Below are 18,784 nucleotides of genomic sequence, written 5' to 3'. Positions count from 1 at the left end.
AGGCAGCAATATGGATTACCACAGCAAATGCCCGCTCGCACTGGCATGGCTCGTCGATCATGCCCGCGCTCATTCCCCTTACTACGCCCGGCTGTATCGGGACCTCCCGAAAGCGGGCTGGACACTGACCGACCTGCCGATGGTCGACCCCCACCAGTATTGGGCAGGCGGGGCGGTGCTCGAAGGCTGGCCTGTTCTGACGGGGCCGGTAACGGACGCGATCGTCTACAAGACCGGTGGCACGACTGGCGCGGCCAAGCACTCGGTCTACACCCAGGCGGAGTGGGATCGGTTCGTCACGACGTTCGGGCGCAGTCTCTGCGCCTGGCTCGAGCCTGGGGATCGCGTGGCCAACCTGTTCTTCGCGGGTGACTTGTACGCCAGCTTCCTGTTCATTCAAGGGGCGCTGGCCAAGACTCTGGTACCGATCTGCGTGTTCCCCTTCACCGGGGCGGTCGATCCGCAGGCGCTGGCGGCGCAGGTCGGGCAGCACGGGATCAACGTTCTGGCGGGCGTACCCGGAAAACTCCTGCACGCCATCGCCAGTCTCGAACAGAACGGCATCCAGCTGCCAGGGGTCAGGACCGTCCTGTATGGCGGGGAAAGTGTGTTTGCCGAACAACGCGCGTTGTTCAAGGCGGTGCTGCCCAACGCCAACGTGGTATCGATCGGCTGTGCCAGCGTGGACGCGGGCCTGATTGGCGCCAGCACGGTCGACTGTGCACCGGGTGAGCATCGTGTCTTCGAGCCCGACACCCTCGTCGAGATTGTCGATGAGGTGTCGGGCGAGCCAATCCACGAGGCCAACCGTACCGGCCTGTTACTGGTGACCAACCTGACGCGCTCCTTGATGCCCGTCATTCGCTACCCCGTCGGTGACCTGGCGCAATGGTCCGAAGCACCAGGGAGCGCTAGCCGCAAGTTCACGCTCGCAGGGCGCAGCAGCCTCGGTTACCGGGTGAGGGTCGGTTATGCAACGCTCTTCCCGGACGAACTGGCGGTGGCTATCGAGGAGTGCCTGGGACAATGCCAGTGGCAACTGGTGATCGACAGGAAGAACGGCACCGACTTCATCGTGCTTCGTATTGCCCACCCGGGCGACGGCGGGTGCGCCGAGGCATTGCTGCAGTCTCTGAAAGCAGGGGACGCTGCGGTGGTCGAGCTCATGGAGAAAGGGGCGCTGGTTGTATCGGTCAGTTGGTGCCAACCCTTGGAGCTGGTGACGAATCAGCGAACTGGCAAGTTGCTGCGTGTTGTCGACAGACGAGACTACCAGGCCCTTCTCGAGGAGGCTGCACGATGATGTTCGTCCGTGGGTTAGAGGAGTGTGACGCGGCGCAGGTCAGTGCGTTGTTCAACAGGGTCTATGGCGAAGACTATTTCTACCCGGAGATCTATCTGCCCTCCGTCATCTATCACCACAACCGGACGCGGCGCTGGCAATCCGTGGTCGCGTTGCTGGGAGGTCATATTGTCGGGCATGCCCTGCTGTGGCGCTCCTCGGAGGATGACCGTCGTGCCGAGCTGGCGATGATCGTCGTCGATCCCCAGGCGAGGGGACAGGGCGTCGCCACCCGCATGGGCCGGCATTTGTGTGACCTGGCCCGTCGTCAGCACCTGGCTGTGTTGACGATCAAGATGGTCGCCAGCCACGTGTGGACACAGCGACTGGGGGCTGCACTGGGGTTCCAGGCCACGGGGCTGCTGCTCGATTACGTCGATTCGCCGATCTGCCATCCAGCGCGGGAAACCGCCATTCTCGGTGTGCTGCCTTTACAGGCGTTACCTCTGCCACTGACGGGCATGCCAGGCGACCAGCCGTCGTGGCTCGCTCCGCTGATCGAGCAATTCGGAGCGGTTTCGGCCGGCGCTGCCGGGGATCGTGCGGCACTGACGAAAATTACGGTCCAGGATGATCGCCTGGACCTGATCATCGAGTGTGCAAACCACTTCTCGCTCATCGAAGCCTCGCGATTGTCGTCTACCCGGATGACCCACGTCTGGGTGAGGATGGATGCCAATCTGGCAATGGCGTTGTCGGTGCTTCATCAGGCAGGTTATGCCGACATGGGGCTTGCCCTGGGGCCAGGGCGGCACTGGTACTGGTTGCTGCAGCGCGGTTTTTCCGGCCGCTCGCTGCAGCTTCACAGCCCGACTGCGCGTGCGTTGCTTGCCAGCGTGAAGCAACAGGCGCTCCACGCCGAAGCGTGCTGAGTATCGAGAATGGCGGGCATTAAAAAGCCGGCTTGTGGCCGGCTTCTTGGGGACGGTCTTGGCTTATTTTTGATAAACCGCAACCGCCTTAAACGGTTGGCAACATGGCCTGAAAAAGATGGCGTACGGCTGTGTGAGACGTCGCCAGGCCCTCTGGAATGCGGCTTGCGCCATCAGGGGCGTGATGTGCCGCGTAGCATACTAGGGCTCGTCAGTGATGCCCAGCAAAAAATGGTGCGAGGTGTTTCAGCCTGGACGGGCTGGGCGCAGGCATGACCACCAGAACACCCAACCGAGGATGTCCAGATGTTGTGTACGGCGCTGGGCCGCGCTGTAGCGCTCGGTGGGGTGATTGAAGCGGTCGTGGCTGTGCAGGCACAGGATGCCGCCATGGCCCAGGGTGAGTTGGTGCACCCGCAGCCGGCCATTGTGCAGCAGGGCGTAGTATTCGCCCTCGACCACTTGGGTGAAGCTGCGATCGATGGCCAGCAATGTGCCCGGCGGCAACAGCGGCTGCAGATTGCTGGCTGGCATGTCCAGGCAGATGGCGTGCTGTGGGTCCACGCTCAAGGCTTGCAGTGCCTGCCTGGGGATTGCCTGGCCTGGGCCTGCCAAGGGTTGCAGCAACCCCTGGTGAATGTGATGCAAGGGTAATTGCACGCTATCGTCGTCGGGCACCAGCAAGGCCGCTTGGGGGGACTTGTGCTGCGGTTGCGCGCGTACCGGCTTGAGAGGGTCGAGGTGCTTGCAGCCTTTGCCGGTACGTAGCCAGCGGCGCTGAACGCAGAACAGGTCGGCGATCTCGTCGAGCCGGGGATGGGGCACGCCGCGCTTGAACCAGTTGTTGACGTGCTGGGGCGTGACACGTTGCTGGGCGGCAAAGTCGGAAGGGGTCAGGTCGCACTCCAAGAGGAGGGCTTTGAGGCGGTCACCGGAATTGTTCATGGCGGCGAGTCTATCGCCATGAAAAGTGTGAGGAAATAAACCTGATGTGGATGCTATCTGTAGGAAAAACTCAACTTCGCAAGCAATTCTTAAGTTTTAGTAGGAAATTGCGCTGATGAAAAAAAGCCCCGCATTGCGGGGCTTTTTCGTATCGGTCTCAGCCCTTGTAGGCGGCAACCGACTTGGTGATCTCGGCACGGGCGGCATCGGCGCCTTCCCAGCCCTTGATCTTGACCCACTTGCCCTTTTCGAGATCCTTGTAGTTCTCGAAGAAGTGCTTGATCTGTTCCAGCAGCAGGGCTGGCAGATCGGTGTATTCCTTGATGTCGACGTACAGCTGGCTCAGCTTGTCGTGCGGAACAGCCAGGACCTTGGCGTCGCCACCGCTCTCGTCGTCCATGTGCAGGACGCCGACCGGACGGGCGCGGATCACCGAGCCTGGAGCGACCGGGTACGGGGTCACGACCAGCACGTCCAGCGGATCACCGTCGTCGGCCAGGGTGTTGGGGATGTAGCCGTAGTTGGCCGGGTAGAACATCGGGGTGGCCATGAAGCGGTCGACGAACAGGGTGTCGCTGTCCTTGTCGATTTCGTACTTGATCGGCGCGTGGTTGGCCGGGATTTCGATGGCGACGTAGATGTCGTTCGGCAGGTCTTTGCCAGCCGGAATCTTGCTGTAGCTCATTGGGCAATGCCCCCGTGTTTGATCAAAAAAGTGGCGGGGATTATAGGCACATTCCCACAGTGCATGCCACGCCCGGCCTGATGTGCGGGGCCTCAGGCGTGGCTTTCGCGGTAATCCGGGTGCTCGGCCTGCAGCCGAGCGAGACGGGCCAGTGGATCCTGGCGGTAGAACAGCGCCAGTTGCTGGTAGACCTGTGGGTAGGCCTGTGCCAGCAAGTCGGGAGCGCTGAAGAAATATTCGCTGGTCACGGCAAAGAACTCCGCCGGGTTTTCCGCTGCGTAGGGGTCGATGGCGGTCTCGGCGTCAGGGTTGGCATCGAGCTGGCGATTCATGTCCTCGTAGGCCTGCTGCATGGCCGCAGCCCATGCCTCTACGTGCATGCCATTGTGCAGCGGCGGCAGGCCGTTGGCGTCGCCGTTGAGCATGTCGAGCTTGTGCGCCAGCTCATGGATCACCAGGTTGTAGGCCTCCCAGCCACCGCTGGCCAGGACCCCGGGCCAAGCCAGGATGATCGGCCCCTGGAGCCAGGCTTCGCCGCTGTGCTCGGCGTCCCAGACATGCTCCACGCCGCTGCTGTCGCGGTGGCGCTGGGGGCTCTTGAAGTCGTCGGGGTAGAGGATGATCTCGTGGAACCCCTGGTACCAGTTCAGCTCGCCCAGGTGCAGCAACGGCAGCTGGGCCTGGGCCGCGAGGAACAGGCGCTGTTCATCGTCCAGCTCGACACCGGGCAGGGTGGTCAGGTGCTTGTCATTGAGGAACAGCACGCTGGCCTCGCGCAGCCAGCGATCTTCTTCGGCGCTGATGCCGTCGAGCATCGGCAGGCGATCGCGGATCGCCTGCCACAATGTCGCCTCGACGGGATAGCGGGCCAGCGTGCGCCGGCGCCGCCAGGCGCTGAACGACCACATCGGCGGGTCAGTGGGCCTTGGCCGAGCGGCTCATGCGGCCACGCAGCAGGCCGAGAATCATCGGCACCAGCGACAGGAAGATGATGCCCACCACCATCAGCGACAGGTGTTGCTTGATGAATGGCACGTTGCCGAAGAAGTAGCCCAGGGTCACCAGGCCGCCAACCCACAGCAGCGTGCCGGCGACGCTGAAGGCCAGGAAGCGTGGGTAGTGCATGTGCGCGATGCCGGCGACGAACGGCGCGAAGGTGCGCAGGATCGGCAGGAAACGGGCCATGGTGACGGTCTTGCCGCCGTGGCGCTCGTAGAACTCGTGGGTGCGCTGCAGGTAGTCGCGGCGGAAGATCTTCGAGTTGGGATTGCGGAACAACCGTTCGCCGGCGGTGCGGCCGATGATGTAGTTGGTGCTGTCGCCGAGGATCGCCGCGGCCATCAGCAGGCCGGCGAGCAGGACCGGGTCCATGCCGCCACCGGCAGCCACGGCGCCGGCGATGAACAGCAGCGAATCACCCGGCAGGAACGGCATCACCACCAGGCCGGTCTCGCAGAAGATCACGGCGAACAGGATCGCGTAGATCCAGGGGCCATAGTTGGTGACCAGCAGGTCGAGGTAGGCATCGAGGTGCAGGATAAGGTCCAGCGGGTTGAAATCCATGTACATACCTGTGTTCTTGACCCGCTTCTACGGGCGCGCGGTGACGGACGGCGGCATGGCGGCTAGGTACACCGGAGTGCGGGTAACTTTTCACACATGACCGGCAGGCATTATACGGTGAAGTCCGGAAAGTGCCCGGGGAGTTTGTAGCGGCGGGTTACCAGTGGGCTCACACCTTGTGGGAGCGCGCTTGCCCCGCGATGAAACTGCCTTGCGATCGCAGGACTCGCTCCCACGGCGCTGCTCCCTGCGTCAGGCTTGCGGCAGCGCCTTCGCAGGTCAGTCCTGGGAGATCGGCAGGATGTAGTTCTCGAACTCGGTATCCTTGCGAAAGCCCATGGACTCGTAGGTCTTGCGCGCCACCTCGTTGTCGCTGCTGGTGGACACGCGCATGCGCACGGCATTGGAGGCCTTGGCCATCTTCTTGGCCTCGCGCATCAGGTGGTCGGCCACCAGCATCCGCCGCGAGTCTTCGGCCACGTAGATGTCGTTGAGGATCCACACACGCTTGAGCGACAGCGACGAGAAGCTTGGATAAAGCTGGCAGAAGCCCAGCAGGCGGTCGTCGCCGTCATCCGGCAGCGCCAGGTAGATCACCGATTCGGCACGCTTGAGGCGCTTTTCCAGAAAACTCCGCGAGCTGTCCGGATAAGGCAACTGCCCATAGAACTCGCGGTACTTCACGAACAGCGGAGTGAGCAGGTCGAGGTGCTCCAGGGTTGCCTTGATGATGCGCATGTGCGGGCCTCTGAGTCCATTGGGGATACGGCGGATTGCCTGCAGCGGCTACTGCATGCTGCCTAATGCAGGCTAGAAGCGCAATCCGCCTTCCATGACATGTTTCTTACCCTTCTCCGAGCAGGAAGTTTCCGCCTTTGTTGTCGGAGCTTTCACTGTCGAGACTATGGACCTCCGCTTCGTCCTTCAGGTTCACGCCGGACAGCTGGCGTCGGCAGGCTTCGCGCATCAGGTACAGCAGTCGATGGGCGGCCATGCCGTAGCTCAGGCCTTCAAGGCGCACATTGGAGATGCAGTTGCGGTAGGCGTCGGTCAGGCCGACTCGTGGCGCGTAGGTGAAGTACAGGCCGAGGCTGTCGGGCGAGCTCAGGCCAGGGCGTTCGCCGATCAGTATCACGGTCATGCGTGCGCCAAGCAGTTCACCGACCTCGTCGGCCACTGCCACCCGGCCCTGCTCCACCAGTACCACCGGGGCTCGGCTCCAGCCATCGGTGGCAGCCTGCTCCTCGAAGCGGGCGAGGAAGGGCAGGGTATGACGGTGGACGGCCAGCGCCGAGAGACCGTCGGCGACGACGATGGCCAGGTCGACCCCGCCGGGATTGGCCTGGGCGTGCTGGCGCAGATGTTCGGCCGAATCCTCGTGCAGGCGCCGGCCCAGGTCGGGGCGTTGCAGGTATTGATGACGATCGCTGGCGGCGCTGTGCAGCAGCAGGCTGTCGTGGCCACGCTCGCCGAGCTGCTGGCGCAGGCCGACATGGTCGAAGGCCAGGTGCACGGCGTCGCGGGCCTGGGCGTGGGCGTACTGGAAGTCCAGCTGGGCCGCGGTCGGCAGGCTGGTGCCGACGCGGCCCAGGGCGATGCGTGCGGGGGTCAGGTTGCGCAGTGCCAGCCAGGGATTTTCCGGGGTTGGGGCATGTCGTTCCATGGTCACCTCTAGGCCAACTGGCGCAAGGCCTGGCGGAAGGCCGGCGGCAGGTTTTCGCCGAAGCGGATGCGACCGTCGGCCTGGGTGAAGATACCGGTACGCTCCAGCCAGGCCTCGAATTCCGGCCCGGGCTTCAGCCCCAGGGTCTGGCGGGCATAGAGCGCGTCGTGGAACGAGGTGGTCTGGTAGTTGAGCATGATGTCGTCGGAGCCAGGAATGCCCATGATGAAGTTGATCCCGGCCACCCCCAGCAGGGTCAGCAGGGTGTCCATGTCGTCCTGGTCGGCCTCGGCGTGGTTGGTGTAGCAGATGTCGCAGCCCATCGGCACGCCGAGCAGTTTGCCGCAGAAGTGGTCCTCGAGCCCGGCACGGATGATCTGCTTGCCGTTGTACAGATATTCCGGGCCGATGAAACCGACCACGGTGTTGACCAGGAATGGCTTGAAGTGCCGGGCCACTGCATAGGCGCGGGTCTCGCAGGTCTGCTGGTCGACGCCGTGGTGGGCGTTGGCCGACAGTGCGCTGCCCTGGCCGGTCTCGAAGTACATCAGGTTTTGCCCGACGGTCCCGCGCTTGAGCGACAGGCCGGCCTCGTAACCTTCCCGCAGCACGTTGAGGTTGATGCCGAAGCTGGCGTTGGCCGCCTCGGTACCGGCGATGGACTGGAACACCAGGTCCAGTGGTACGCCGCGGTTGATCGCTTCGATCGAGGTGGTGACATGGGTCAGCACGCACGACTGGGTAGGGATGTCATAGCGCTGGATGATGGCATCGAGCATCTCCAGCAGGGCGCAGATCGAGGCGATGCTGTCGGTGGCCGGGTTGATGCCGATCATGGCGTCGCCGTTGCCGTACAGCAGGCCATCGAGGATGCTGGCGGCGATACCGGCCGGCTCGTCGGTGGGATGGTTGGGCTGCAGGCGGGTGGACAGTCGGCCGCGCAGGCCCATGGTGCCGCGAAAGGCCGTGATCACGCGGATCTTCTGCGCCACCAGCACCAGGTCCTGCACGCGCATGATCTTCGACACTGCGGCGGCCATCTCCGGGGTCAGGCCTGGCGCCAGGGCGCGCAGGCTGTGTTCGTCGGCCTGCTCGCCCAGCAGCCAGTCGCGCAGGCCGCCGACGGTCAGGTGGCTGACCGGGGCGAAGGCCTGCGGGTCGTGGCTGTCGATGATCAGCCGGGTGACTTCGTCCTGTTCATAGGGGATCAGCGCTTCGCTGAGGAAGTGCTTGAGCGGGATATTGGCCAGGGCCATCTGCGCGGCGACCCGCTCGCCGTCGTTGCTGGCGGCGACCCCGGCCAGGTAGTCGCCGGAGCGTGCCGGGCTGGCCTTGGCCATCACCTCTTTGAGGCTGTCGAAGCGGTAGAGCTGGTTGCCTACCGTGTGTACGAAACTTGCCATACAGAATCTCCAGAGCGCCGCAGGGCTGGCCTGCGGCGTAAGTCGGCGATCAGTGCAGGGCCTCTTCGGCCTTCTGGATCGCGGCGAATTCCTCTTCCGGCGTCCCGGCCACCAGGTGGTGACGGCTGTAGAAAGCAAAGTAGGCAATTAATACCGCATAGATCACGGCGGCGCCAATCACCACGCGAGGATCGACCAGGAAGCCGGCGACCACGGCGATGCAGGCCAGCACCAGGGCCAGGCCGGAGGTGAAGATGCCGCCGGGTGTGCGGTAGGGGCGCTCCATCTTCGGCCGGCGAATGCGCAGGGTGATATGCGCGGCCATCATCAACACGTAGGACAGCGTGGCGCCGAACACCGCCACCAGGATCAGCAGGTCGCCCTGGCCGGTCAGCGACAGGGCGAAGCCGATGATCCCGGGGATCACCAGGGCCAGCACCGGGGCCTTGCTCCGGTTGGTTTCCGACAGCTTGCGCGGCAGGTAGCCGGCGCGCGAAAGGGCGAAGATCTGCCGCGAATAGGCATAGATGATCGAGAAGAAGCTGGCAATCAGGCCGGCCAGCCCCACCAGGTTGACGAAACCGCCCATCCAGGTCGAGCCGCCGTAGGCCTTGGCCAGCGCCTCGACCAGTGGGTTGCCCGAGGCCTTGAGGGCTTCGGAGCCGGCGCCGCCGGGGCCGACCACCAGGATCAGCAGGGCGAAGGCCAGCAATACCAGCATTGCCCCGATCAGGCCGCGTGGCAGGTCCCGCTTGGGATTCTTGGTTTCTTCGGCGGCCAGCGGCACGCCTTCGACGGCGAGGAAGAACCAGATGGCATAGGGAATCGCCGCCCATACGCCAACGTAGCCGAACGGCAGGAAGCTGCTGGCGCCCGCAGCGTCCGTCTTGGCGATGTCGAACAGGTTGGCTGCATCGAAATGGGGCACCATGGACACCAGGAACACGGCCAGGGCGATGGCCGCGATGGCGGTGATGATGAACATCAGTTTCAGCGCTTCACCCACGCCGAAGATGTGGATGCCGATGAACACCACGTAGAACGCCAGGTAGATCATCCAGCCGCCGATGCCGAACAGTGACTGGCAATAGGCGCCGATGAAAGTGGCGATGGCCGCCGGGGCGATGGCGTACTCGATGAGGATCGCCGTACCGGTCAGAAAACCGCCCCAGGGCCCGAAGGCGCTGCGAGCAAAGCCGTAGCCGCCGCCTGCGGTGGGGATCATCGACGACAGTTCGGCAAGCGAGAAGCACATGCACAGGTACATGGTGGCCATCAGCAGCGTGGCGAGGAACATCCCGCCCCAGCCGCCCTGGGCCAGGCCGAAGTTCCAGCCGGCATAGTCGCCGGAAATCACGTAGGCCACGCCCAGGCCTACCAGCAGGATCCAGCCGGCGGCACCTTTTTTCAGTTCACGTTGCTGGAAGTAGTCCGAGCCGACCTTTTCGAAGTCGACAGAGGAGCTGGCCGGCGCGCCGGCAGAGTGATCGCTTGGCATAAGTTCACCTGTTGTTTTTCTTAGGTTGCCGGGTGGGATGCCGGCCACTGGTGATTCGTTTTGCAGAAAGCGGGCCAGGCGGTTCGTGCACGCGAACCGCGCTGGTTCGAGGGGGCCTCATTGCGGGGCAAGCCCGCTCCCAGGCTATGTGGGAGCAGGCTTGCCCCGCAATGGTGCTGGCTTAGAAGAAGCCCAGCGGGTTGATGTCATAGCTCACCAGCAGGTTCTTGGTCTGCTGGTAGTGGTCGAGCATCATCTTGTGGGTCTCGCGGCCGACGCCGGACTTCTTGTAGCCACCGAACGCGGCATGCGCCGGGTACAGGTGGTAGCAGTTGGTCCATACGCGGCCGGCCTTGATGCCACGGCCCATGCGGTAGGCGCGGTTGATGTCGCGGGTCCAGACACCGGCGCCGAGGCCGAACTCGGTGTCGTTGGCGATGGCCAGGGCCTCGGCTTCGTCCTTGAAGGTGGTGACGCTGACCACCGGGCCGAAGATTTCTTCCTGGAACACGCGCATCTTGTTGTTGCCCTTGAGCAGGGTCGGCTGGATGTAATAGCCGGTGGCCAGCGAGCCCGCGAGTTGCTCGACCTTGCCGCCGGTCAGCAACTCGGCGCCTTCCTCCTGGGCGATCTTGAGGTAGGACTGGATTTTCTCGAACTGCTGCTCCGAGGCCTGGGCGCCGACCATGGTATCGGTGTCCAGCGGGTCGCCGCGCTTGATCTGCAGCACCTTCTTCATCACCACTTCCATGAACTGCGGGTAGATCGACTCCTGCACCAGGGCGCGGGAAGGGCAGGTGCACACTTCGCCCTGGTTGAAGAACGCCAGGACCATGCCCTCGGCGGCCTTGTCGATGAACGCCGGCTCCGCCTGCATGATGTCTTCGAAGTAGACGTTCGGCGACTTGCCGCCCAGCTCGACGGTGGAGGGGATGATGCTCTCGGCCGCGCATTTCATGATGTGCGCGCCGACCGGGGTGGAGCCGGTGAAGGCGATCTTGGCGATACGCTTGCTGGTGGCCAGTGCTTCACCGGCTTCGCGACCGAAGCCCTGGACTACGTTGAGCACGCCCTTGGGCAGCAGGTCGCCGATCAGTTCCAGCAGCACGGTGATGCCCAACGGGGTCTGCTCGGCCGGCTTGAGCACCACGCAGTTGCCGGCGGCCAGGGCCGGGGCGAGTTTCCAGGCGGCCATCAGGATCGGGAAGTTCCACGGAATGATCTGTCCGACCACGCCCAGCGGCTCGTGGATGTGGTAGGCCACGGTGTTCTCGTTGATCTCGGCGGCGCCGCCTTCCTGGGCGCGGATGCAGCCGGCGAAGTAGCGGAAGTGGTCGACGGCCAGGGGGATGTCGGCGTTGAGGGTCTCGCGGATCGGCTTGCCGTTGTCCCAGGTTTCGGTGATGGCCAGGAGCTCGAGGTTCTGCTCGATACGGTCGGCGATCTTCAGTAGCACGTTGGAGCGATCCTGCACCGAGGTACGGCCCCAGGCATCGGCGGCGGCGTGGGCCGCATCGAGGGCCTTGTCGATGTCCTCGGCGGTGGAACGGGGGAACTCGGCGATCGGCTGGCCGTTCACCGGCGAGGTGTTGGTGAAGTACTCACCCTTTACCGGAGGCACGAACTCACCACCGATGTAGTTGCCGTAGCGGGTCTTGAAGGAAACCTTCGCGCCTTCGGTGCCGGGATGTGCGTAACGCATGGGGTGTCTCCTGGTCGTTGTGATTGTTGCGGAGTTTCCAAGCGTAGAGCAAAGGTCGGGCCAGTGCCTGGAGTGTCTTGTCAATCAATGACTTGGCCCAATGGCCGGGTGTATTGGCGCGCAGGTTGTGCCAAGACTGGCGCGTTGCGAGTGACAGTTTGTTCCGTTTGCGACACACGGGTGACCCGACGGTCAGCAGCAATTGCAATGCGTCCGCGCCTGGAGGATGCTGGCGAGACTCTATCTGCGGAGCACAACAACAAATGCAGAGCACGTCTTTCAGCCGCCACGCCCAGCAAGTGCTCACCGTGGCCCGTGGCCAGGCCAGCGGGCCTGGCAGCGATCCCTCCATCGCCCGTTCCTGGCTGCGCTGCCTGCAGGACCATCACCTGGACCCGGCACGGGCCCAGGCACCGGTGGTGCTCGAGCACGGCCGCCTGCTGGAGAGCCGCGAGCGCTTGCGCCAGGTGTTGCAGATCGCCGACCACGAGATGAACAGCCTGCACCAGCAATTGTCCGGCGCCGGCCATGCGGTGCTGCTGACCGATGCCCGCGGGGTGATCCTCAGTTGCGTGACGGCGCCCAGCGAACGCCCCATCTTCGAGCGCGCCGGGCTGTGGCTGGGCGCCGACTGGAGCGAGGCCCGCGAGGGCACCAACGGCATCGGTACCTGCCTGGTCGAGCGCCAGGCCCTGACCATTCACCAGGACGAACACTTCAGTGGTCGGCATACCGGGCTGACCTGTTCGGCCAGCCCGGTGTTCGACCCCCATGGCGAGCTGCTGGCGGTGCTCGACGTCTCTTCGGCGCGTGCGGATGTCTCGCGCCAGAGCCAGTTCCACACCATGGCGCTGGTCAATCTCTCGGCGAAGATGATCGAAAGCTGCTACTTCCTGCGGCATTTCGAACAGCAGTGGCTGTTGCGCTTCCACCTGCAGCTCGAGTCGGTCGGCTTGTTCAGCGAAGGCCTGCTGGCATTCGACGGCGATGGACGGATCTGCGGGGCCAACCAGAGCGCGCTGAACCTGCTCGGCAGCATTCGCGGCGGCGTGCTGGGCAAGCCGCTGGAGATGTTCTTCGCCTGCGGCCATGACGAGCTGTTCGCCCGGGCCACGCCGCAAGGCAGCACGGCCTGGCCGCTGCAGACCCGCGACGGACGGCAGATGTTCGCCAGCCTGCGCGGCCAGGCCCGGGCGCCGGTATGGTCGGTACCGGCCCTGTGTGCCGACGCGCCGCCGATCTGCCTGCTCGACCCGGCGCTGCAGCAGGACTTTCACCGAGCTGTGCGCGTGTTCGAGCGCGATGTTCCGTTGTTGCTGCGGGGAGAGACCGGCTGTGGCAAGGAGGCCTTCGCCCAGGCGGTGCATCAGGCCAGTACGCGTCGCGACAAGCCGTTCGTGGCGATCAACTGCGCCTCGATACCGGAGAGCCTGATCGAGAGCGAACTGTTCGGCTACCGCGGCGGCAGTTTCACCGGCGCGCGCAAGGAAGGCATGCGCGGCAAGCTGCTGCAGGCCGATGGCGGGACCTTGCTGCTGGATGAGATCGGCGACATGCCGCTGGCCTTGCAGACCCGTTTGCTGCGGGTGCTGGAAGAGCGCCAGGTGGTGCCGATCGGCGGCGAGCCGCAGGCGGTGGATGTGCGGATCGTCAGTGCGACCCACCGGGACTTGTTGGAGCGGGTGGCGCAGGGGAGTTTCCGCGAAGACCTGTATTACCGGCTGAACGGGCTGGAAGTGGCGCTGCCGGCGGTGCGTGAACGCAGTGACAAGGAGCCGCTGCTGGACTTCCTGTTGCAACAGGAGGCGCAGGGGCAGGTGGTTCGGCTGGTGCCTGAGGCGCGTCAGGCGCTGCTGGAGTTCGCCTGGCCGGGGAACGTACGGCAGATGCGCAATGTGTTGCGGACCTTGGTGGCGCTGTGCGAGGGCTCGCTTGTCGAACTTGCGGACCTGCCGGCAATCGTCCGCAATGGCGCTAGCCCGGCAGGAACGGCCTTGTGTCGGGAAAGGGGCACGCAGCGGCCCCAGGATCCTCACGCTGATATCGATATAGCCGGGGCTGCTGTGCAGCCCTTTGGCGACACAAGGCCGCTCCTGCAGGCCGAGGGGCAGGCATTGCGGGAAGTCCTGGAGGCAAATCACTGGCACATGACCCACGTCGCCGAGCACCTGGGCATCAGCCGCAATACCTTGTATCGAAAACTGCGCAAACACGGCATCGCCAGGGGGGGCTGAGCAAAACACCGGGTGCGATTTCCCGCGCCCTGGGCTACCCTGCCTCGACGTTTTGCGAGGTCGATCATGCACATTCACATTCTTGGTATTTGCGGCACTTTCATGGGTTCCCTGGCCGTGCTGGCGAAGGAACTCGGCCACCGCGTCACGGGCTCCGACGCCAACGTCTACCCACCCATGAGCACTCAGCTCCAGGCCCAGGGCATCGAGCTGACCCAGGGCTATGACCCGGCCCAGCTGGAACCCGCGCCAGACCTGGTGGTGATCGGCAACGCCATGTCGCGGGGCAACCCGGCGGTGGAGTACGTGCTGAACAAGGGCCTGCCCTACGTGTCCGGCCCGCAGTGGCTGGCCGACCACGTGCTGCAGGGCCGCTGGGTGCTGGCGGTGGCCGGTACGCACGGCAAGACCACCACCAGCAGCATGCTGGCCTGGGTCCTGGAGCACGCTGGCATGAGCCCGGGCTTCTTGATCGGCGGCGTGCCGCAGAACTTCTCGGTGTCGGCGCGCCTGGGCGGCACACCGTTCTTCGTGGTCGAGGCCGATGAATACGACAGCGCCTTCTTCGACAAGCGCTCGAAGTTCGTGCACTACCATCCACGCACCGCGATCCTCAACAATCTCGAATTCGATCACGCGGACATCTTCCCGGACCTGGCGGCCATCGAGCGGCAGTTCCACCATCTGGTGCGCACTATCCCCAGCGAAGGCCTGGTCATCCACCCGACCGCCGAGCAGGCGTTGGCGCGGGTGATCGAGATGGGCTGCTGGACCCCGGTGCAGACCACCGGCGAAGGTGGCCAGTGGCAGGCGCGCCTGCTCAGCGCCGACGGTTCGCGTTTCGAAGTGCTGTTCGAAGGCCAGGCCCAAGGCGTGGTCGACTGGGCCCTGACCGGCCAGCACAACGTTGCCAACGCCCTGGCCACCCTGGCGGCCGCACGTCATGTCGGCGTGGCGCCGGCCATGGGCATCGAGGGCCTGAGTGCGTTCAAGAGCGTGAAGCGGCGCATGGAGAAAGTCGCCGAGGTGCAGGGCGTGACCATCTACGACGACTTTGCCCACCATCCGACCGCCATCGCCACCACCCTCGACGGCCTGCGCAAGCGCGTCGGCGAAGCCCCGGTGATCGCGGTGATCGAGCCACGCTCAAACTCCATGAAGCTGGGCGCCCACCGCGATGGCCTGCCGCAAAGCGTCGACGACGCCGACCAGGTGATCTGGTACGCACCGCCTAACCTGGGCTGGGACCTGGCCGGCACCGCCGCCCAGTGCAAGGTGCCGAGCGTGGTGGCCGACAGCCTCGAGGCGATCATCGAACGCATCAAGGGCCAGGCCCGGCCAGGCACCCACGTGGTGATCATGAGCAACGGCGGCTTCGGCGGCCTGCACGGCAAGCTGGCCGAGGCGCTGAAGTGAGCGGTCCGGAGCGCATCACCCTGGCCATGACCGGCGCTTCCGGCGCCCAATATGGCCTGCGCCTGCTCGACTGCCTGGTGCGCGAGGACCGCGAGGTGCACTTTCTCGTATCCAAGGCCGCGCAACTGGTGATGGCCACCGAGACCGACGTGCTGCTGCCGGCCAAGCCGCAGGCGATGCAGGCGTTCCTCACCGAGTACACCGGCGCTGCCGACGGGCAGATCCGCGTGTATGGCAAGGAGGACTGGATGTCGCCGGTGGCCTCGGGCTCCGGCGCTCCGGCGGCGATGGTGGTGGTGCCCTGTTCCACCGGCACCCTGTCGGCGATCGCCACCGGGGCCTGCAACAACCTGATCGAGCGCGCCGCCGATGTCACCCTCAAGGAGCGCCGGCAGCTGATTCTGGTGCCGCGCGAGGCGCCCTTGTCGACGATCCACCTGGAGAACATGCTCAAGCTGTCGCAGATGGGAGCGGTGATCCTGCCGGCGGCACCGGGCTTCTACCATCAGCCACAGACCATCGACGATCTGGTCGACTTCGTCGTGGCGCGGATCCTCAACCTGCTGAACATTCCCCAGGACATGCTGCCGCGTTGGGGCGAGCACCATTACGGGGTCGATGATTGAGGGCGACGCTGCTCGGGTTGCTGATGCTGGTCCAGCTGGGTGGGTGTGCCACGGTGCGCACGCTGGATGCCAACCGGCCGGGCGTGCCGGTGGTTTATGCCGGAGCCCGCCTTGACCTGTATGCGATCAATGGCGGGTGCTGCCCCGAGGATCGGTTTGGCGCCAGGGCGCCAGCCTATCCGCGGCTGGACCTGCCGGGCAGCGCCTTGCTCGATACCTTGCTGCTGCCGTTGTCATTGCTGACGGCCGCGGGGGTGGGCTTCAACGCCACGGGCGGGTTGTAAGGCACGCGGGGCAAGCCCGCACCCACGCGCCACGTTGTGCCGGGCGCTTGGTGGGCGCGAGCTTGCCCCGCGACAGGTCAGATGGCCTACTGCTTGCCGAGTTTGCGCAACTCGTCCGACTCGATCACGCGAATCCCGTCTTCTTCCTCCAGCGCCAGGCGCCACAGAGCCCGGGCCAGGGTGCAGGCCTCGATACCGCGGTACTTGCCGGGGATCAGGCGCGAGAACGGCGCTGCGAGCATCTCGCCCATGCGGGGCTCCAGGCGCTCTCCGAGCAGCAGCGAAGGCCGGACGATGGTCAGTTGCGGCCAGTCCTGCTGCTTGAGTGCCTCTTCCATCTCGCCCTTGACCCGGTTGTAGAAGACCGACGACTTGGGGTCGGCGCCCAGGGCACTGACCACCAGCAGGTGGCGGGCCCCCATCTCGCGGGCGCGTTTGCTGAAGGCCACCACCATGTCCAGGTCCACCGCGCGGAAGGCGGTCTCCGAACCTGCCTGCTTGAGCGTGGTACCCAGGCAGCAGAAGGCGATGTCGACACGACCGGCGAGTTGCGGGAGAAAGACCGCCGGGTCGCCCACCGGGTTTTCCAGGTGCGGATGCTCGGCCAGCGGCCGGCGGGTGGGTGCCAGCACACGGCTGATGGTCGGCTCGTTGAGCAGGCGGTCGAGCAGGTGTTCACCTGTCAGACCGGTGGCACCGGCAAGTAGGACGTGTTGAGGCGTCAAGTACATGATGTCTCTCCCTTGGTACTGTTCAGCTTAGTGGCTGGCGGGGTTTTTCGCCTGCTCTCCTGAGGCTGGCTGGGCTTCATTGCGCAAGGCTTGCTCGGCTTGTTGCCGGCGCAGGCGCTGCCAGTGCGCGATCACGCTCGGCGGCGCCCAGAGCTGTGGTTCGGAGGCCTCGAAGCCTTCCCTGCGTTCTCTTTCGGCAACACTTTGTCGCGCCAGTTCAAACGCTTGTTTCAGGTCGTCGGTCTGGTTCAGCGCCTGGGCGAACAGGGCGTCGCCGAAATACGTGAAATCAGCCTCCTCCGAACAGCCGAACGACACTCGGTCGGGGCGTGCGGCGGTCATGATCAGGGTCCGGTCGTCCTTGAGCGGGGCGATGTAGCCTCCGGAATAGCAGGCCGAGATGACAATGACCTTGTCGCGACCCTTGAGTGGGGCGAGGGCACTGGCCAGTTCATCGGCGGACAGGTCGGCCAGTTGCAGGCGTGGCTGGTCGAGTACCAGTTGGTGATCGTGGCTGCCGTGGCTGGTCAGGTAGATGAACACCAGGTCTTCGGGGCCGCTGCGTTCGGCCAGGGTTCGGGCGGCGCGGGTGAGGTTCTCGCGAGTGGCCATGGGGCGATCGGCAAGATGGTCGCGATGGTTGACCAGGGTTACCTGGCCGTGGGCACCGAAGCGCACCTTGAGCATGTGACTGACATAGTCGGCCTCGCGCAGGAACACGCTTTGCTGTCCGTCACCGGCCAGCACCAGGCTGTACAGCTGGACCGGTGGCACCGAGCGCGGCACCTGGGCCAGGGCATCGTCCAGCAACTTGCCCTGGTTGAGCAGGGCGAGGTCGAGAGGATCGGGCAACAGCTTGCCCTGTTCGTCACGCACCCGCACGCCGTTGGCCCAGGTCCCGCTCTCGATCCGGCCGTCGGGGTGGGTCAGGCGGCCCTGGCCCTGGTAGGCGTCGTCGGCGAAGCCGCCGGTGTATTGGCTGCCGTCGGCCAATTGCAGGTTGCCCTTGCCGACAAAGTGCCAGTCGCGAAAACCGCCTTTGTAGTGGCTGCCGTCGCTGCCCAGCAACTCGCCTTCGCCGACCAGCGAGCCGTCCTTGAAGTCACCGATCCACACGTCGCCGTCGGTGTTCTCGTAGCGACCGCGCCCTTCAAGGCGGTTGTCCTTGAACTCGCCGATGTATTGCTCGCCATCGCTGCTGTCGTAGGTGCCGGCGCCTTGCAACTGGCCATCGATGAAGTGCCCGCTGTACTGGTTGCCACTGGCGTCGCTGCGTACCCCGGCGCCGTTGGGCTTGCCCTTGGCGAACAGGCCCTGGTAGCGGCTGCCGTCGGCCAGCTCGAGCTGGCCGGCGCCATCGTACTGATCGTCCTTGAACTGGCCGCGGTAGGTCTGGTCGTGTTGCTTGAGCGTACCCTCGCCATCGCGACGGCCATGCTTGAAGGTGCCCGCATAGTGGCTGCCGGGTGTGGTCAGATCGCCCAGGCCCTGGAACAGGCCCTCGCTGAACTGGCCGCGGTAGACCTCGCCGTTGCTGCCATGCCATTCGCCCTGGCCATGCCACTGGCCGTCCTTGAAGGTCCCGGCGTACCAACTGCCGTTGGGGTAGTCGATACGTCCCTCGCCCTGCAACAGGCCGTCGACCACCTGGCCGCGGTAGCGCCCGCCATCGGGCAGGCGGGCATCCGGAGGCGACAACGGTTCGCCTTCGCCACAGGCGGCGAGCAGCAGGATCAAGGTCAGGGGCAGCAGGGGGCGCATGGCGGCTTCCGGGGAAAACGATGCGCCGAGTATGCCGCAGAATGCGTGGAGGCGTGAAT

Annotated in this window: 17 protein-coding genes; 6 read left to right on the top strand and 11 right to left on the bottom strand. The window is 64.9% G+C overall.

Annotated elements, in window-relative coordinates; genetic code table 11:
* Nucleotides 1-10 precede the first annotated feature (10 nt).
* Entirely contained in the window at nt 11-1,303 is a 1,293-nt protein-coding gene (locus F3J43_RS13215; protein ID WP_166886805.1) for a phenylacetate--CoA ligase family protein, read from the top strand.
* The gene (locus F3J43_RS13210; RefSeq protein WP_166886802.1) at nt 1,300-2,214 is read left to right on the top strand and encodes a GNAT family N-acetyltransferase; all 915 of its coding nucleotides are present in this window, start codon (nt 1,300-1,302) and stop codon (nt 2,212-2,214) included. Before F3J43_RS13215 ends, F3J43_RS13210 begins: the two co-directional genes overlap by 4 nt.
* A 246-nt stretch (nt 2,215-2,460) precedes the next feature.
* Here the strand turns inward: F3J43_RS13210 and F3J43_RS13205 are convergent, their stop codons facing one another.
* From F3J43_RS13205 to exaC, 9 genes are all read right to left on the bottom strand, one after another.
* Entirely contained in the window at nt 2,461-3,159 is a 699-nt protein-coding gene (locus F3J43_RS13205; protein WP_166886799.1) for a LexA family transcriptional regulator, read from the bottom strand.
* Nucleotides 3,160-3,316: 157 nt separating this feature from the next.
* On the bottom strand, nt 3,317-3,844 hold the full coding sequence (ppa, locus tag F3J43_RS13200; RefSeq protein ID WP_166886797.1) for an inorganic diphosphatase: 528 nt from the start codon (nt 3,842-3,844) through the stop codon (nt 3,317-3,319).
* A gap of 92 nt (nt 3,845-3,936) precedes the next feature.
* A complete protein-coding gene (locus F3J43_RS13195) occupies nt 3,937-4,752 on the bottom strand; it encodes a M90 family metallopeptidase (RefSeq protein ID WP_166886794.1) in 816 nt (271 codons plus the stop codon).
* Between the two features lie 7 nt (nt 4,753-4,759).
* Nucleotides 4,760-5,413 carry a DedA family protein gene (locus tag F3J43_RS13190; RefSeq protein WP_205297837.1) on the bottom strand — a complete coding sequence of 218 codons (654 nt, stop codon included), beginning with the start codon at nt 5,411-5,413 and terminating at the stop codon, nt 4,760-4,762.
* Between the two features lie 273 nt (nt 5,414-5,686).
* Complete coding sequence (locus F3J43_RS13185; protein ID WP_166886788.1) at nt 5,687-6,145, bottom strand: GNAT family N-acetyltransferase; 459 nt, start codon at nt 6,143-6,145, stop codon at nt 5,687-5,689.
* 106 nt (nt 6,146-6,251) lie between these two features.
* Nucleotides 6,252-7,070, bottom strand: a complete 819-nt coding sequence (gene eutC, locus F3J43_RS13180) for an ethanolamine ammonia-lyase subunit EutC (RefSeq protein ID WP_166886785.1) — start codon at nt 7,068-7,070, stop codon at nt 6,252-6,254.
* 8 nt (nt 7,071-7,078) lie between these two features.
* On the bottom strand, nt 7,079-8,473 hold the full coding sequence (locus F3J43_RS13175) for an ethanolamine ammonia-lyase subunit EutB (RefSeq protein WP_166886782.1): 1,395 nt from the start codon (nt 8,471-8,473) through the stop codon (nt 7,079-7,081).
* Nucleotides 8,474-8,522: 49 nt separating this feature from the next.
* Nucleotides 8,523-9,971 (bottom strand): ethanolamine permease, encoded by a 1,449-nt coding sequence (gene eat, locus F3J43_RS13170; protein ID WP_166886779.1) that lies wholly within the window; start codon nt 9,969-9,971, stop codon nt 8,523-8,525.
* A gap of 181 nt (nt 9,972-10,152) precedes the next feature.
* Nucleotides 10,153-11,673, bottom strand: coding sequence for an acetaldehyde dehydrogenase ExaC (gene exaC, locus F3J43_RS13165; protein WP_166886776.1), 1,521 nt, complete (start codon nt 11,671-11,673; stop codon nt 10,153-10,155).
* A 263-nt stretch (nt 11,674-11,936) separates the two neighbouring features.
* Here exaC and F3J43_RS13160 point away from each other — a divergent pair, with 263 nt between their 5' ends.
* The 4 genes from F3J43_RS13160 (at nt 11,937) to F3J43_RS13145 (ending at nt 16,233) form a co-directional block, all read left to right on the top strand.
* Nucleotides 11,937-13,907 carry a sigma-54-dependent Fis family transcriptional regulator gene (locus tag F3J43_RS13160; protein ID WP_166886772.1) on the top strand — a complete coding sequence of 657 codons (1,971 nt, stop codon included), beginning with the start codon at nt 11,937-11,939 and terminating at the stop codon, nt 13,905-13,907.
* Nucleotides 13,908-13,973: 66 nt separating this feature from the next.
* Nucleotides 13,974-15,323, top strand: coding sequence for a UDP-N-acetylmuramate:L-alanyl-gamma-D-glutamyl-meso-diaminopimelate ligase (gene mpl / locus F3J43_RS13155; protein ID WP_166886768.1), 1,350 nt, complete (start codon nt 13,974-13,976; stop codon nt 15,321-15,323).
* Nucleotides 15,320-15,949 carry a flavin prenyltransferase UbiX gene (gene ubiX, locus F3J43_RS13150; RefSeq protein WP_166886765.1) on the top strand — a complete coding sequence of 210 codons (630 nt, stop codon included), beginning with the start codon at nt 15,320-15,322 and terminating at the stop codon, nt 15,947-15,949. The genes mpl and ubiX overlap by 4 nt, the downstream gene beginning before the upstream one ends.
* Nucleotides 15,946-16,233, top strand: a complete 288-nt coding sequence (locus F3J43_RS13145; RefSeq protein ID WP_166886762.1) for a YceK/YidQ family lipoprotein — start codon at nt 15,946-15,948, stop codon at nt 16,231-16,233. Before ubiX ends, F3J43_RS13145 begins: the two co-directional genes overlap by 4 nt.
* An 86-nt stretch (nt 16,234-16,319) precedes the next feature.
* Here the strand turns inward: F3J43_RS13145 and F3J43_RS13140 are convergent, their stop codons facing one another.
* Both F3J43_RS13140 and F3J43_RS13135 read right to left on the bottom strand, forming a co-directional pair.
* Nucleotides 16,320-16,964 (bottom strand): oxidoreductase, encoded by a 645-nt coding sequence (locus F3J43_RS13140; RefSeq protein ID WP_166886759.1) that lies wholly within the window; start codon nt 16,962-16,964, stop codon nt 16,320-16,322.
* A gap of 27 nt (nt 16,965-16,991) precedes the next feature.
* Nucleotides 16,992-18,725, bottom strand: a complete 1,734-nt coding sequence (locus tag F3J43_RS13135) for a C13 family peptidase (RefSeq protein WP_166886756.1) — start codon at nt 18,723-18,725, stop codon at nt 16,992-16,994.
* Between the last annotated feature and the right edge of the window lie 59 nt (nt 18,726-18,784).

The sequence above is a fragment of the Pantoea sp. Cy-639 genome, from assembly GCF_011752525.1.
GTDB lineage: Bacteria > Pseudomonadota > Gammaproteobacteria > Pseudomonadales > Pseudomonadaceae > Aquipseudomonas.
Note: the sequence above shows the minus strand (reverse complement) of the source record. Positions and strands in the feature narration are given on the sequence as shown.